Origin of the sequence: Gemella haemolysans, assembly GCF_028308085.1 — a bacterium.
GTDB classification, from domain to species: Bacteria; Bacillota; Bacilli; order Staphylococcales; family Gemellaceae; genus Gemella; species Gemella haemolysans_D.
The window spans coordinates 20,435-35,984 of record NZ_JAQMFS010000062.1 but is presented as its reverse complement, the minus strand read 5'-3'; the positions used below and the strand labels follow the sequence as shown (position 1 = coordinate 35,984).

Annotated in this window: 13 protein-coding genes; 4 read left to right on the top strand and 9 right to left on the bottom strand. The window is 30.1% G+C overall.

All coding sequences use genetic code 11. From position 1 onward, the window contains the following. Positions 1-32: 32 nt before the first annotated feature. A complete protein-coding gene (locus PNO30_RS05155; RefSeq protein WP_003147450.1) occupies positions 33-323 on the bottom strand; it encodes a PspC domain-containing protein in 291 nt (96 codons plus the stop codon). 444 nt (positions 324-767) lie between these two features. Here PNO30_RS05155 and PNO30_RS05150 point away from each other — a divergent pair, with 444 nt between their 5' ends. The 3 genes from PNO30_RS05150 to PNO30_RS05140 are packed head-to-tail and all read left to right on the top strand — an operon-like array spanning position 768 to position 3,226. Then, complete coding sequence (locus PNO30_RS05150) at positions 768-1,484, top strand: ABC transporter ATP-binding protein (RefSeq protein ID WP_271987397.1); 717 nt, start codon at positions 768-770, stop codon at positions 1,482-1,484. A 1-nt stretch (position 1,485) separates the two neighbouring features. Next, positions 1,486-2,568, top strand: a complete 1,083-nt coding sequence (locus tag PNO30_RS05145) for an ABC transporter permease (RefSeq protein ID WP_271965456.1) — start codon at positions 1,486-1,488, stop codon at positions 2,566-2,568. Between the two features lie 19 nt (positions 2,569-2,587). After that, positions 2,588-3,226 (top strand): TetR/AcrR family transcriptional regulator, encoded by a 639-nt coding sequence (locus tag PNO30_RS05140; RefSeq protein WP_271987396.1) that lies wholly within the window; start codon positions 2,588-2,590, stop codon positions 3,224-3,226. Positions 3,227-3,421: 195 nt separating this feature from the next. Here the strand turns inward: PNO30_RS05140 and PNO30_RS05135 are convergent, their stop codons facing one another. The 5 genes from PNO30_RS05135 to PNO30_RS05115 all read right to left on the bottom strand — a co-directional run bounded on the left by PNO30_RS05135 (position 3,422) and on the right by PNO30_RS05115 (position 9,569). Continuing rightward, positions 3,422-5,032, bottom strand: coding sequence for an ABC transporter ATP-binding protein (locus PNO30_RS05135; RefSeq protein ID WP_271987395.1), 1,611 nt, complete (start codon positions 5,030-5,032; stop codon positions 3,422-3,424). Beyond that, positions 5,032-6,753: an ABC transporter ATP-binding protein/permease gene (locus tag PNO30_RS05130; protein ID WP_271987394.1), complete on the bottom strand. Its 1,722-nt coding sequence runs from the start codon at positions 6,751-6,753 to the stop codon at positions 5,032-5,034. Before PNO30_RS05130 ends, PNO30_RS05135 begins: the two co-directional genes overlap by 1 nt. Positions 6,754-7,185: 432 nt before the next feature. Further along, positions 7,186-7,602: a type II toxin-antitoxin system HicB family antitoxin gene (locus tag PNO30_RS05125; protein WP_271987393.1), complete on the bottom strand. Its 417-nt coding sequence runs from the start codon at positions 7,600-7,602 to the stop codon at positions 7,186-7,188. Between the two features lie 36 nt (positions 7,603-7,638). Then, entirely contained in the window at positions 7,639-7,830 is a 192-nt protein-coding gene (locus PNO30_RS05120) for a type II toxin-antitoxin system HicA family toxin (RefSeq protein WP_271987392.1), read from the bottom strand. A 167-nt stretch (positions 7,831-7,997) separates the two neighbouring features. Then, positions 7,998-9,569, bottom strand: coding sequence for an ATP-binding cassette domain-containing protein (locus PNO30_RS05115; RefSeq protein WP_271987391.1), 1,572 nt, complete (start codon positions 9,567-9,569; stop codon positions 7,998-8,000). 231 nt (positions 9,570-9,800) lie between these two features. On the opposite strand from PNO30_RS05115, the gene PNO30_RS05110 reads away from it, so the two are divergent. Continuing rightward, on the top strand, positions 9,801-10,676 hold the full coding sequence (locus PNO30_RS05110; RefSeq protein ID WP_271965447.1) for a helix-turn-helix domain-containing protein: 876 nt from the start codon (positions 9,801-9,803) through the stop codon (positions 10,674-10,676). Between the two features lie 67 nt (positions 10,677-10,743). Here PNO30_RS05110 and PNO30_RS05105 read toward each other — a convergent pair whose 3' ends face one another. The 3 genes from PNO30_RS05105 to PNO30_RS05095 form a co-directional block, all read right to left on the bottom strand. Further along, a complete protein-coding gene (locus PNO30_RS05105) occupies positions 10,744-12,756 on the bottom strand; it encodes an ABC transporter permease (RefSeq protein WP_271965446.1) in 2,013 nt (670 codons plus the stop codon). Position 12,757: 1 nt separating this feature from the next. Beyond that, entirely contained in the window at positions 12,758-13,510 is a 753-nt protein-coding gene (locus PNO30_RS05100) for an ABC transporter ATP-binding protein (protein ID WP_003147441.1), read from the bottom strand. Positions 13,511-13,726: 216 nt separating this feature from the next. After that, entirely contained in the window at positions 13,727-15,334 is a 1,608-nt protein-coding gene (locus tag PNO30_RS05095; protein ID WP_271965445.1) for an ATP-binding cassette domain-containing protein, read from the bottom strand. Positions 15,335-15,550: the final 216 nt, after the last annotated feature.

Genomic DNA, 15,550 nt, shown 5'->3' with positions numbered 1-15,550 from the left:
TGACACCAGATCAATTAGAACTTTTCTTTATATTACTTTTCCCAAGCACGTCCATCGATGTAGCTTGATTTTCTGTAGTTTTCTTTCATCGGTTTTACCGGCATTATTATCGATAACAGTATATATATCAATATCGGACTACCGAATGAGAAGATACTCGCTAATAAGAATAGCACTCGTAAAAAACTAGCACTTATTCCAAATCTTTCACTTAAACCACTACATACTCCAGAGACTATAGCTCCTTCATATGATTTATAAATTTTTTTATCTTCTAAAAAATTAAGAAATTTATTCCATATTTTATTTAATCCATCTATCATAATAAATTCCTCCTGACTTTATTGTTGATATTTTATTATTCTGACTTTATAAATATTATATCACACTTATGTGATATATATTAACTATTGTACTCAGGTGACTTTAAACTAAGTTTATATTACTAAGAAAATATCTCAAAAGTAATATTAACAGCGAAATATTTATCTAATTGTTTCCCATCCCCCTTTTTCAAATTTTTCAAATTTCCTTCTTGACAAGTGAGTAGTTACTTACTATAATATTAACTACAAAGTGAGTGTTTACTCACTAGAGATTTGAAATCTATTTACAATGGGATATTTCTTAACACCTACCTTGAACTATGCTTTAATAATCGCAGTCCTAAAACATCAGGTGAAGTAATATCTCCCAAATAATCTTATCTATATTTTTTTTAATCACAGAGTGAGTGTTTACTCACTTCGGAAAGGAAGATAATTCTTATGAAAAAACTAGTACAAATTACTTCATTATCAAAAAGCTTCGGGGATCAAAAAGTCCTTGATGACATTGATTTCAACCTAGAAAAAGGTGAAATTGTAGGTCTTATCGGCCCTTCTGGATCGGGAAAATCAACATTAATAAAAACAATGCTCGGTATGGAAAAAGCAGATAAAGGTGATGCCCTTATTTTTGATAGCAAAATGCCAAAAAGAGAAATTCTTTCTAATATTGGATATATGGCACAAAGCGATGCTCTTTATGAAATGCTTACCGGCTATGAAAATCTAGAATTTTTTGGAAAAATGAAAGGTGTTCCTTCAAAACAACTAAAAGAAGAAATAGCTTATGTAGCAAAAATAGTCGACTTAACCGAGCACTTAAAAAAATTAGTATCGAATTATTCAGGTGGGATGAAACGCAGACTTTCACTCGCTATTGCGCTAATCGGTAGCCCTGAATTACTTATACTCGATGAACCTACAGTCGGTATAGATCCTAGCCTTCGTCGTAGCATTTGGAAGGAATTATTTAAGCAGAAGGCTAACGGTGTTGGCATTCTAGTAACGACTCATGTAATGGACGAAGCAGAACTTACAGATAAAGTCGGACTTCTTCTTCGTGGAGATATTATAGACTTCGACACACCAAAAAATCTAAAAGAAAAAAATAATGTTACTACTATCGAAGAAGTATTCTTAAAAGTGGAGGAAAAATAACATGAGAATTTTAACTGTTTCAAATAGAGTATTTAAGGAATTTTTTAGAGATAAAAGAACTTTAGCAATGATGTTCGTTGCACCGATATTTATAATGTGGTTGATCAGCATAGTCTTTTCAGCAAACACAAATTCTGAAATTACTGTTGCTTCTGTAAACACTCCTCAAAGTGTAGTTTCTGTAATGAAAGATATTGACAACGTTCATCTAGAAGAATATCAATCAAAAGAAGCTGCTGAAGAGAAATTAAAAAATAACGAGATAGATACTGTAATTTCTTACGATAACAATATCTACACGGTGATTCACGCTAATATAGACTCTACAAAAACTGCACAAGCTCAACAAGTTTTAAAGAGTTCTATAAAAGTATCAGAAGTAAAAAAATTGATAGAAGTTGTAAAAAAAGTAAACCCTAAATTAGGTGCAAATAAACAAGAACCTGAAGTTAAAGAATATTATAACTATGGTAATGCAGATTCAACATTTTTCAATAAAGTTGCACCTACTTTAATCGGCTATATCCTATTCTTCTTCGTATTTCTAATCTCTGGAATGGCTCTACTAAAAGAGCGTACTAGCGGAACTCTAGATAGACTCTTAGCAACTCCGATAAAAAGAAGTGAAGTTGTATTAGGCTATGTACTATCATATAGCTCCTTAGCTGTAATTCAAACTATTATCGTCACTCTATCATCTATATATTTATTAAATATTGAAGTTGCTGGAAATCCGTTTTATGTTATAATAGTTAATGTATTACTAGCAATGGTTGCCTTAACATTAGGTTTACTAATCTCTACAATTGCAAAATCAGAATTTCAAATTATGCAGTTCGTTCCAGTAATAGTTATTCCACAAATGTTCTTTTCAGGAATAGTATCTGTTGAGAGTATGGGAAAAATCGCTGTCTATATTAGTAAAATCCTACCTGTTACGTATGCTAGTGACGGATTAAGCAAAATAATTTTAGAAGGTAAAAATCTTCTTGCGATTAAAAATGATATCATTGTTCTACTTGCACTTTGCATCCTTCTAATAATACTTAATATTCTAGGCTTAAAACGATATAGAAAAGTTTAAAAAACAATAGGAGACTCTTATGACTGAAAATATCTTACAATCTTACTTTAGCATATCTCATGACGAAACCTCCCCACCTGGTAAGAAAAAAACAATAGCAGCTGCGATTAATTTGTTCGCAAAACAAGGATATCATGGGACATCTACGCTGCAAATCGCTAAAGAAGCAGGCGTTAGTCAAGCAACAGTATTCAAATACTTTAAAACTAAAGAAGATTTATTATATTCAATAATAGTCCCTGTTATCCCTAAATTATTTTTAAATTTTCTAAAAAGAATTCAAAATACTAATTCACTTGAAAATTTAATAAGTTATGTTGTTGAAGATCGTATGGTTTTCCTAAAAGAAAATAAGAATACTGTAAAAATAGTATTCTCAGAGATATTAACAAACGAGAATTTAAAAGCACAACTTATCGATTCGTTAAAAGTAGTCTTTGCAGAAATAAACTTTAGAGATATATTACAAAAACATAAAGAAAATAATCCTGAAGTTAACGAGAACTTATCGCCAGCAGAAATCATTCGTTCATTCGCAGGACCTATCATGACCTACTCAGCTCAAAGATTTATTCTTTTTGAGGACACTCCATGCCCTACCGAGAAACATGATTTACAATTTATTAAACAACAAATTTATAAAAATTTAACAAAGTAGAAAAAAGAGGAGCTTACCCAAAAGCCCCTAAAACTTAACAAAGTTCATATGAGAACTCATAGACGCAGTGGTTTATTGATATCTAAATTCGCTTTTTAAAAGCTTTTTAGATATCTAATAAACTGTGCGGGGGTGACTCTAAAAAAATCGCGATTTCTCCGAAATCACGATTTTTGAGTCACTCCCTCTTTTTTTCTATTCACCTAATCTAATTATCTTATCACATATTGACAATGTTGATTTATTGTGTGAAATTATTATTGTTATCTTGTCTTTTTTACTTTCTTCTAAAGCTTTTAGCACTTCGATTTCACTGAAAATATCGATATTTGCTGTTGCTTCGTCAAGAATCAGAAGTTTACTATCATTGTAGAATGAACGTGCTACTGATAAACGTTGTTTTTGCCCTGAACTTATGTTCGAACTTCTCTCTCCAACGATTTCATTTTCGCGACGTTTTAAATTGTCTACAAAAGTTCTTAGATTAGTTTTTCTTAATGATGCATCCAACTCTTCTTTATCTAAATCTTTCTCGAAGAATGTGATGTTATCTTTAATTTTTGCATTGAATAAGTAACTATCTTGTAAAATTATCGAGCTATTTTCTCTAAAGTAACGATTATCTATGTCTCTAAGCTCAACGCCATCAATAGTAATATTACCTTCCATATTTTCATCTGAGATGAATTTCATAATAAGTTTCGCTATTGTAGATTTACCGCATCCACTAGGTCCACTTAATCCGATAATTTCGCCTTTTTTCACTTCGAAGCTTAGATTATCCACTACAGTATTATCAGCGTATCGATATGTTAAATTATCAACTTTAAGTTCATTAAAATCAACAACTACTCCACTATTTTCCGCTTCTTCCGGCGTATTCATAAGCTCTAAAAATCTCTTTCCACTAGCCATCGTCTGACTTAATGTTGAAGCAAGATTCCCCATGTATAAAATAGGAATAAACGATACGATAAACATCGCAACTAATGAAACAGTTACGAACTGACTATCAAGTGAAGATGCCACGTAGATAAATGCCAACACCCCGATATTGTAAGTTACAACATTTAGAGTATTTAAATCTACTAAGAATTTGTTTTTAAGATATGAACTTCTTGTCAGTTCTTCAGTTTCCAAATCGATATTACGTTTTGCTTCATCAATTTTTCCATATTGTAATGTTTCAAAAATTCCGTAAGCTTCTTCTGATGAATTGTTGTTTACTTGAGTTAGTTTACGACGATAATTTTCACCAACATCTTGCCCCACATTTCTAAAACTTAACGGATACACAAGTCCGATTACGATATAGACTATTAAAGCTACTAATGCTAGTTTCACGCTAAAGAATAGTAAGAAGATACTAACCACTAAACTTTGTACGATATAAATCATAAACGGTGTTATCGTGTGCGCGTAGAAAACTTCTAATAATTCAATATCAGTAGTAATCATCGTCATATAATCACCTGAAGTGTTTTTTGTAAAACTATCGACAGATATACGTTTGAATTTTTCTAAAACTTTAACACGTAAGACATGTAATACTTTGAATGCTACATAGTGATTTAAAAGTTGCTCAGTATAACTAAATAACCCTTTTAGTACAGCTAAAGCAAAAATCACGATAAATAAAATCGCAGCTATTGTTGTTATTTTCGTTAAAAAGAATAACGAAATGAAGTAGGTAAATACGACAAGCGTTAAGTGCCCTAAACTCCCGAATAGAGTCGCTCTAAGTAATGGACGTTTAAACTCTTGAGCAATAGCTAAAAGTTGTTTTAATTCTCTTAATGATGTCATTACTCTACCTCCTTAGCTAAAAATTTTGATTTCAGTTGTTGTTGATCTGTGAATAATTTTCTATACAGAGAATTTTCTACAATCAGTTCATCATGTGTTCCTTCTTCGATAATTTTCTTATCTTTTAGAACATAGATATTATCTGAATTTGTTATCGTCTCTAAATCGTGAGAAATAACTATAATAATTTTTCCTTCTTTTATTGAATCGAAGGCATTAAGCACGATTTCTTTACTGTAATCATCAATATTCGATACAGCTTCGTCAAGTATATACAAGTAAGAATCTTTTAGTATTGCTTTTGCTGCAAGTAATCTTTGTTTTTGACCTCCAGAAAGGTTCGCAGCACCTATCGCAAGCTCATAATCTAGACCTCCGTGTTCTTCTACGAAATCTCTAAGATTAACTTTTTCTAATGCATTGTACATTTCTTCTTCAGTTATATTTTTACGAACACTTAAATGCTCTCTTACAGTACCTTTAACTAAATAACTATCATTAGTAATAAGTGTCGTAATTTTAGCCATCTCTCTAGTAGGAATACTATCGATATTGAAGTTGTCATATTTTATACTTCCGCTATAGTTAGAATTTAAACCTAAGATTAGTTTGATAATAGTAGACTTACCACTTCCACTTTCTCCTACTAATGCTGTTTTCGTACCAGGCTTAAATATCATATTAATATTTTCTAAAGTCGTCTCCTCTCCATAAGAGAAGCTAACGTTGTTCAGAACAATATTTTTCCCTGCTTCCACCTCAATAGTTTCATCTTTTTCTTGTTCCGGATGATCAAGAAGTTTATAGATATTATCTAACTCAACATTCCCTTTCATCGAAATATGGAATAAGCCACCTAAAGCGCGCAACGGTTTGAAGCATTCTAAAGAAGCTACGATTACAAAAACAATAAGTTTCTGATCTTTCACCGCAAAAATAGCAATAATCGATAAAACAAAAATAGAAATATAAGTAATAGCGTCCATCACATTAATAGAATTAAGTTGGTGACGAAGTAACGCCATCGTTGATTTTCTATATTTTGCACTACGAGTATCAACATCACTCGCTACGTTATCTTCTTTACCATAAATTTTTGCCGTTGTGAAACCTGATAATCTATCATAGAATACCTCTGATAAACTTAAGAAATCGCTGAAATTCTTTTTATTAGCTTTTTTCGATTTCTTAATAATAATCATAATAGACACAGGAATAAGCGGATATAATAATAACATCGCTATAAATAGTAAGATGTGAATCTTCCCATAAATCACAAACGAGCTAAGTACTATAAATAATGTCGCAAACATCTGCGGTACAAACTTATTGAAATAAAACTCAATATTTACAATCGATGAAGAATTCATCACAAGAAGACTACCAGTATTTACCGCTTCTGTGTAATTTAGTGAAAGTTTTTCTACTTTGTTGTAAATCTCTTTCCTTAATGTATTTCTAACCTGTTTAGAAATTTTGTGACTGAAGTAATTATCCCCTGTTGTAGCTGCGTAATAAACTACTAAACCTACTACCGTTTTTAGAATAAATCCTAATACAGCACCGCTTCTACTCTCTTCACCCAGTGAATAAAATAGAAAATCTACGAAATTGTAGATAAAAAATAGCGAGCACCAAAAGGCAACAAGTTTAAGAATCGCTACGAGATATACTTCTTTTTTGATATTAAAGAGAGCCATCGCTCTACCATCTATCTTCATAATATCTCCTTATTTAATTTCAAATTTAGATTCATTTACATAAAATGAGTAAAAACATAATATCGGATTTAGGTTATTTTTTATAAAAATCCTACATTCACTCTTTTTATGAAAAAGGCTCTAGCTACCTTTATTGATATTTATTATCAATTACTATTATACTATATAGCTAAATTAAAAGATAGCTTTTAAGTTTATTGTTACGAAAATGTTCAAAAATACAAAGAATGTTCGGGAAACGAGGTTTTAGGTTCATTCCTTGATATTTATAATTTTCACCTTGTTGTTCTTTATAAGAGGACAAACGCTGAAAATCTTTTCTTAAATTGTTTTTCTTGAGCGAACACTTTCTTGACGCTTTTATCGTTGTGTGTCCATTATAAAAAGACAACAACTCGGCTTTATTATTTTTCTGAATTGCTGTCTTTATATTTACATACTAAATTCTTCTTTTAACGCTTCTTGTAATAATTGGCTTACGTTTATATTATTTCTTTTTGCTAACTCATTTAAATAACTTGGTATCGATACATTTCTTCTTACTGTTTTTACTTCTGATTTTCTTGAATATTCTAGCATATCAACACCAACTAAACTTACAAAACTAGCCTCTTTTATTGAGAACTCATCCTCTTCAATTTCTAAATCTTTTATATCTCTTGCTATCGGAAACTCTTTTCCATCAATATAATACTCATACAACCAAGCACCTAAATAATCACTAGCCATAAAAAATGCATCTTTTAAATTTTCTCCTTCAGTAGCACCAAAATCTAAATCAGGAAAAACCACTGTATATCCGTCATTCTCTATATTTTTATAAAATACAGCAGGATAGACTACATTCATAATAATACCTCCTATTATTAAAATAAGGAGCGGGAACTATTTCAATCCCTCCTGTTTCAAAATCCTATGTTCTAGACCTTTTCCTAAAGCACGATTATGAAACGGAACTTGTGTTACCCTACCAGTCTTGGGATTCCTAAACTTTCTATGCGAACCATCACCACTTTTTACATAAATGAAGCCATTCGCTTCTAAAAGCTTAATCATCTCTTTAGATGTCATTGGCATTGTATTGTCCTCCTTACCTTTATTATACACACTAATACACATTAATTCAAGAGAAAGGTACTGTCCTATTTTTATTCTTACATTTTTATTTTGTAAGAACGAAAGTCCATGTCTACACAACAAAAAAGAAGGTTTAAGATTTTTTAAAATCTTACCCTCTTTTTCTTCTAGCTACCTAATATTATTACTTTATCTGCTAAGTTTTCGATTTTTTCACTATTTCTATGAGTTATCATAATGACTGTAGATTCTTTATCTTTTAATATTATTTCCTCAATATCATCTGCCAACTTACTATCTAAATTAGCTGTACCTTCATCAATTATGAATACATCTTTTTTATGATATAAACTTCTCGCTAATCCTAATCTCTGCAGCTGTCCACCTGATAAAGCTAAGTTTTTATTGTCTAGTATTGTATTTTCTTTTTCTTCTAAATTATCAATAACATCAACTAACTTACAATTTTCCAGAACTTCTCTAAACAACTTGTCGTTATATTCTTTGTTTAAAATAATATTATCCTTGATCGATAAATTTAACAATTGCACTTTTTGATTCATCGTAGAAATTGCCGATTTAATATCAAATTGTTTTAATTCTCTATTATCCCATTCTACACTTCCTTCATAGTTCTTCAAATCACCATTTAAAATATTTATCAATGTTGATTTTCCACTACCACTTTTTCCTTTTATTAAATACTTCTTGTTTTTCTCAAAAGTTAAATTAGGAAATTCTACCGTTTTATCTGGATAGTTATATTTAACATTAGAAACTACAATCGCCTTATCTAATTTTTCTACTCTCGGTAAACTTTTCTCTTCTTTAAGTTCTGGGTACTTATTCAGTAACTCATTTGCAGAAGCGAAATTCGGATATAGTTCGATTACTTTTGTCAATCCTCCAAAGAATTCCCCTGTATAACCTGATATCGCAAATATCATCGCAAATTCAATATACCCTTTATATGCGAAATATCCCGCTATGAAAATCAATGCGATTTGGTTACCTGCATTTAATGTCACATTCAATCCTTGTAAAGTCATAATAGATTTTTTTCTATTAACTTTAGCATTTTTTATATTTTTTGAACCTACATTTACAATTCTATCTAATAAATTCAACGCAGAAAAGTTGTTTAGCATTTCTGAACTAGCCAGCGCATTCTCTAAATCCTTATTGAAATCTTCTGTAGCTTTTGAAATGTCTTTTGTCGTTGTTTTTATCGCCTTGTTGAAATACTTAGGTAGAACCATCATTAATAAAGACAATGCAAGTGAGATAATAAATAACGTAATATTCACCTTAAGTAATACAATTGTTGAGATAACAACTAAAGATATACTGTAAATCGCAAATAAACAATTAGCCGCATATTGCTCAAACTGCTGGATATCAGTAGTATTTAAAGCTATACATTCTGCTCCATTATTATGTTTTTCGTTATAGACTAACTTTTTCTTGAAATCCGCAATTGCTGTTTTTCTAAGCCTTGTAGAAAAATTTTGAATCAATTTTTCAACGTATATCGCTCTAAAATAACCCAACGTATTTAAAACAACATATATCAACATAACTGCAATAGTCGCCGACACCATAAATCTTAAATTTTTATCTACCGTCGCTTGGATAATCAAACTAAATCCATAAGACGTCGCAACCTGTGTTGCTGCGCATAATACTGTAATAATAAATACTAGTATGCTATATTTTTGTTTAAATAATAACTTAAGCATGATCTTCACCCCTAATACTATAGTTTAAAGCCTTTTTTTCATTCTGACTCTAAAAGTATATTTATTATATAAATTTTATCAGAGATAACAAAGATAGTCAACACTATATTTATATATTTTTAACACTATTGTGTTTTAATTATACTTATATATTTCTAGTTTATTGATTTACAAGTAGATTTATAGTATTATTATAGTAATATTTGATTAATTCTTAGGAGCGGATAAACTTTGAAACTTAAATTAGCTGACTTAATAAAAACCAAACGAAAATCACTAAATATGTCTCAAAAAAAATTAGCTGAAGGTATTTGTACTCAAACTATTATCAGTAGGTTAGAAAAAGGAGAAGTCACTCCTTCTATAGATATATTTTTCAAAATCATAAAAAAATTAAATATTCCAACTAGTGAAATAGAAGCATTATTTGATATCGATACTAAAGAATATCAACCTTCTAACTTCAAAGTTAATGAACTTATGGAATTACTTTATAAACGAGATTATAAGACACTAGATTTTGTTTTATCTTCCATTGATAAAAACACTCTTGATTCAGAAAATATTTTATATTTTGAATGGTTTCAAGCTATCACAACATATCATATAAATAATCAGCTGGAGCTTGCGATTAAAAATCTAAAGACATTGATAGCAAAAGTAGAAGTTGGTTGTATTTTATATTGTGATATATGTAATACTTTGGGGAATTTTTATTCAGAAAAAGAATTATTTGAAGATGCTCTTCTTTGGTATAAAAAAGTTTTACCATATATAAAAATTATTCAAAATACAAGTTCTGAACAACCATTCTATTATTCTATTGCGCGTATCTATGGAATCTTAACTAAATTTAACGATGCAACGTATTGGAACTCTATCGCTATTACTAAAGCTCTAGAAAATAAATCTTTTTATCTTCTAGGAGATAATTATTATTTACAAGCACGATTATTTGAAGAGCAAAAACTTATTGAAGATGCTATTAACTCTTGTAACAAAGCTATTAGTATATTCTCATTAGAAAATAATGAAACTATGAGATCTTTAACATTATCTTATCTTTCATATCTAAAAGAGAAAAATAGTAAAGAACCTCAACAATAATTCTCTTATTTTGGTGATATGTCTTAAAACAAAAAACTCCAGATTTTTCCTCTGGAGTTTTTTTCGTCTATTCTTTTATAATTCTATAGTAAATTTTTGATGTTATTGCATAAACTATTAGATAGAAGATTGCGAAGACTACGATTGTCACAGCAAGTGCTTGTAAGAATATGCTATTATCTGTTATTAAGAATAATCTTAAAATTTTCTCGATAAATGGATATGCTACTATAGTGTGTAATGTCGCTATAATTAGCGGTGAGAAGAAGATTAACAGTACTTGTGATCTTATTGATTGTTTAATCTGTTTATCTGTAATACCTACTTTTCTCATGATTTCAAAGTTTCCTTTATCTTCATATCCTTCTGAGATTTGTTTGTAGTACATGATTACCACTTGGCTTATTACGAAGATAAAGCTTATGAACACCCCGATGAATAGGAATGATGCGAATACTCCTCTGAATGTAAGTTTATTTTCTTCTTTACCTTCTATTTCTATACCACTTTGTTTTTCTAGTTTTTTAAAGCTTTCGATTACCTTAGCTTCTTTAGTTGTATCTTTGATATTGAAGGCAACGTAGTTTTGAAGTGTAGGAGTACCTGTTTGTATACTAATCCCTCTTTTTTCTAACTCTTTACTACTTAACTCTGTTAGTTTTGTAGCTAATTTAGTTATTTCTTTCTCATCTTTAACAACAGCATAATATGTATCCATAATATTTGCGGTATCCGAACCTATTGTTCCCGGAAACTCAGATAATTTTTCTTTAATTTTATAATCACTACCATTTAGAGAAATACTATTATGATTGTAGTTTCCTTTTTTGTCGATATGTAATAAAATTTCATTACTTTCTAATGTTTTATTTTTATTAGCGAACTTATTATAATCTTTTAATTGTAAAACAACTATCATTTTAACATTACTTAAGTCTACACCTACATTTGATTCAAAATTAAATTTATCTTCAACTAATCTTCCTACCATAGGTAATGAATTATATGATACTAGATCTTGTACTTCAGTTCCCGCTTCTTTAGCTGATAATTTTGCATTATTTTCGATTTCTTTTAGTTTTTCATTAGTAGAATTATAGCCTGCGACCATTAATTGTCTTGGGAATCTTTCATTATAAGATTTTTCCATACCTGCATATAATGCCGATGTTGATCCCATAGTTACAAGAACCATAGTAGATAATATACAGATATTCGCTAATCCTACTGCGTTTCTCTTCATTCTGTATAATAAACCAGAAACGCTGATGAAGTTTTTAGGTTTATAGTAGAAGTTTTTATTATTTTTCATAATTTTTAGTACTGTGATACTAACTGCCATAAATACTAGATACGTACCTATAATTACCGCAACTACAGCATAAAAGAATACTAATAATGCTTTTACAGGATTTTGTACCGTTTGTGCTGTGTAATATCCATAACCGATTAATGCTAACCCGATTATCGCTAGAATCCATCTAGATTTCGGTTCTTTTTCACCTTTATTCTCATCTTTTAATAAGGCTACAATTCTAAGTCTAGCAATTTTTATAACAGTATAAAGTAATAATAAGAAGAATATTCCTCCGAATAATAATACTGAGAATACTACAGCTATCGGCGTAATACTAAAGCCGAAAGTAACCGTTGCTGAGAATAATTTTAATAGTACTAACAGCATAAGTTTATCAAAAATTATTCCTAATCCAATTCCTAACACTATTGTAGTTACAGCGATAAATATTGTTTCTAACACTAGAATTTTCGCTATTTGTTTTTTCGTCATACCTAAAACAGAATACAATCCAAATTCTTTTACCCTACGTTTTACTAAAAAACTATAAGTGTAAAATAAGAATATTGTAGAAAAAATCGCTATTACAATTATTCCCAAACTTAATACCTGTTTTGTCGCATCAATTCCATTAGGAAGTTTGTTTAAATTATCCCCAAAAGCTAGAGATGAAAGTATGTAAAACGACATTATTGTAAAAATTGTTGATAACACATAAGGTACTATAAATCTTTTGTTTTTTACAAGGTTGTTTAAAGCAAATTTGCTATAAAAGAAGCTCATCTTACTCACCTGCCTGCATTAAAGTTAACGTATCATTAATTTTTTGGAACATCTCACTCGTAGTCGCATTTCCTTTTCTAAGTTCATGGAAGACTACCCCGTCTTTAATAAATAATACACGTTTAGCACGAGCTGCTGTTTTCACAGAGTGCGTAACCATAATTATTGTTTGTCCTGCATTATTAAGTTTTTCAAAAACTTCTAACAGTTGATCTGTTGATTTTGAATCTAGCGCTCCTGTCGGTTCATCCGCCAAAATCAGAGCCGGGTTCGTAATAATCGCACGAGCTACCGCTACCCTTTGACGTTGACCACCAGATACTTCATATGGAAACTTGTTGATTAATTTATCAATTCCTAAAGGTTTAGTTACTTTCTCTAATCTTTTTTCCATATCTTTATATTTTTTATTAGCCAGTACTAACGGTAATAAGATATTATCTTTTATAGAAAAATTATCAAGTAGATTGAAATCTTGGAAGACAAATCCTAGATTGTCACGTCGGAAATTCGCTAAGTCTTTATCTTTCAACTTGCTTAAATCTAAATTGTTTAAATTCACATTTCCTGATGTTGCCTTATCGAATGTTGCGATAATATTTAGTAAAGTAGTCTTACCGCTTCCACTCTCACCCATAATCGCTACATATTCACCATTATCTACTGCGAAATTTACATTTTTTAATGCTTCTGTACTTTGAGTACTTAATCTTGTCGTATAAACTTTTCTTACATTGTTGACTTCTAATAACATTTTTATCACTCCTGAATTCTTTTTATCTTATCTTCCTAGTTCGAACTTTTCTACAACTTCCTCGTTGTTTATATTTATATTCTACCTTACTTTTCTTACAGATTCTATCGATTTTCCTTACAAAAAAGCTCCCAACCTTACACTTTTGTAAGATTGGGATATTTATTACTTTTTATTTGATTTCAAAGGAGTGGTTCTACTTTATTTCCTGGGAAATTATAATCGTAATACATCTGTGAATCTTTGTTCTGAGTTGCTATCTAGTCTGTGCGTTATTAGAATTACCGTTAATTCTGGGTTAGTTAATAGAAGTTCTTCTATTTTCTCTGCATTATCCTTATCTAAATTAGAAGTTATCTCATCTAACAACACTACTTTTTTCTCCCTAATAATTCCACGAGCTAAGGCTATTCTTTGTTTTTGACCACCTGATAAATTCTTACCACCTTCTACAAGTTCAGTATCTAAGCCGTCCTCAAGACTTGTCAGAAACTCTCCTAGTCCTACACTTTCCAACACATCTTTAACTTTTTCATCAGCATAATCATCACCTAGCGTTATATTAAATCTTAGACTTTCTGTGAAAATATACGGTTCTTGCGGAATATATAGCATCTTATCATACAGGCTATGCTTATTAAGAACATCTAGTTCTTCTCCGTTAAATTTAATTGCACCTTCGTAATTTTCTATTCTTCCAGTCAATAATTTTAACAATGTAGATTTTCCACTACCACTTTCTCCGACAATAGCGTATTTACCATATTTATTAAATGCATACGTGATGTTTTTTAATACACTTTTCTCTTCATATTTATAAGAAACATCCTCTAATACTATAGTTTCAATTTCTTCATTTAATGATTTTTTGCTAGTATCTTGGTCATTAATTACCTTAGCCTCCTCTTTGAATTTCTCGAATTTCTCAAAGATCGGCACTACGATATTTAACTCTACCGTAATATTCATAATATTTCCTACTGAATTAAAAATCGTAGATGTTAGTGACTCTACGGTTAAAATAGAACCAAAGCCTACAATATTTTTTAGAGCCAGTATTCCTGTTAGTAATACTACACCAACTTGCCCTACTAAATTTCCTAAACCACCTAGAACTCCGGCTAATCCGACACTTTTTCTTAGAGACACAGATTCTTTTAATACTTCATTAGAAGAGTTTACTACGATTTTTTTCAGAATTCCTAGTTTATTGAAAGATAATAAACTATCGAATCCCTGTAAGTAATTTGTATTTTTACTTATTAAGTTTTCTAACGAGCCTGAGTATCTCTGAGCTTTATTCTGAATAGATTTTTGAGCAAGAGCTGGTAAAACTAATGTAAGAACACTCATTACTATAGAGAAAACGATAATCGACCAGTGGAATGCAAGCAGTCCGACTATAGCTAAAAGCGTCTCTATTATCGCTGTAATACTTTGATAAAAATTACCAAATCCTTTTTCCTCGACAATCATCAAATCATTACTAAGCCATGATATGTAATCTCCGCTATTTTTCTTATTAAAATTAGCATAGTTATTTTTAGAAATTGCATCAACGACATCATATCGAATGTCGGTTATCATTTTTTGTACTACATAGTTTTCATATGGAATTTTTATATAAAGAGAAACTAAATATAATAAAAACACTATACCTGCATAGGCTATATTATAGAAAAAGCCATCGGTATTCGACTTAATTAATTCGTTAAATCCATCCCCTATAAAATACGCAGCGACAACCTTACATGCTCCTCCAAAAATAATTAGTAAAAGCAACAAACTATTTTCTAAATATCTTTTCTTTAAATACTGCTTCATCTTTTCCCTCCTTATACCTTACTAATATTCTATCAAATAAAATTAACTTAAACAAGATAATTTTCAGATAATTTAATTTATTATTTAGAAAATAATTTTATTTATATTATAATATATATATCAAGTGGCTTTTTAGATATCTAATAAACCACTGCAGAAAGCAACTCGACAAAATCGTGTTTCTTCTAACTCACGATTTTTAAGTCACTCACATAT

Excerpts from the sequence above, each read along its gene's own strand:
- PNO30_RS05155 (WP_003147450.1), bottom strand. The coding sequence starts at position 323 with ATGATAGATGGATTAAATAAAATATGGAATAAATTTCTTAATTTTTTA.
- PNO30_RS05150 (WP_271987397.1), top strand. The coding sequence starts at position 768 with ATGAAAAAACTAGTACAAATTACTTCATTATCAAAAAGCTTCGGGGAT.
- PNO30_RS05145 (WP_271965456.1), top strand. The coding sequence starts at position 1,486 with ATGAGAATTTTAACTGTTTCAAATAGAGTATTTAAGGAATTTTTTAGA.
- PNO30_RS05140 (WP_271987396.1), top strand. The coding sequence starts at position 2,588 with ATGACTGAAAATATCTTACAATCTTACTTTAGCATATCTCATGACGAA.
- PNO30_RS05135 (WP_271987395.1), bottom strand. The coding sequence starts at position 5,032 with ATGACATCATTAAGAGAATTAAAACAACTTTTAGCTATTGCTCAAGAG.
- PNO30_RS05130 (WP_271987394.1), bottom strand. The coding sequence starts at position 6,753 with ATGAAGATAGATGGTAGAGCGATGGCTCTCTTTAATATCAAAAAAGAA.
- PNO30_RS05125 (WP_271987393.1), bottom strand. The coding sequence starts at position 7,602 with ATGAATGTAGTCTATCCTGCTGTATTTTATAAAAATATAGAGAATGAC.
- PNO30_RS05120 (WP_271987392.1), bottom strand. The coding sequence starts at position 7,830 with ATGCCAATGACATCTAAAGAGATGATTAAGCTTTTAGAAGCGAATGGC.
- PNO30_RS05115 (WP_271987391.1), bottom strand. The coding sequence starts at position 9,569 with ATGCTTAAGTTATTATTTAAACAAAAATATAGCATACTAGTATTTATT.
- PNO30_RS05105 (WP_271965446.1), bottom strand. The coding sequence starts at position 12,756 with ATGAGCTTCTTTTATAGCAAATTTGCTTTAAACAACCTTGTAAAAAAC.
- PNO30_RS05100 (WP_003147441.1), bottom strand. The coding sequence starts at position 13,510 with ATGTTATTAGAAGTCAACAATGTAAGAAAAGTTTATACGACAAGATTA.
- PNO30_RS05095 (WP_271965445.1), bottom strand. The coding sequence starts at position 15,334 with ATGAAGCAGTATTTAAAGAAAAGATATTTAGAAAATAGTTTGTTGCTT.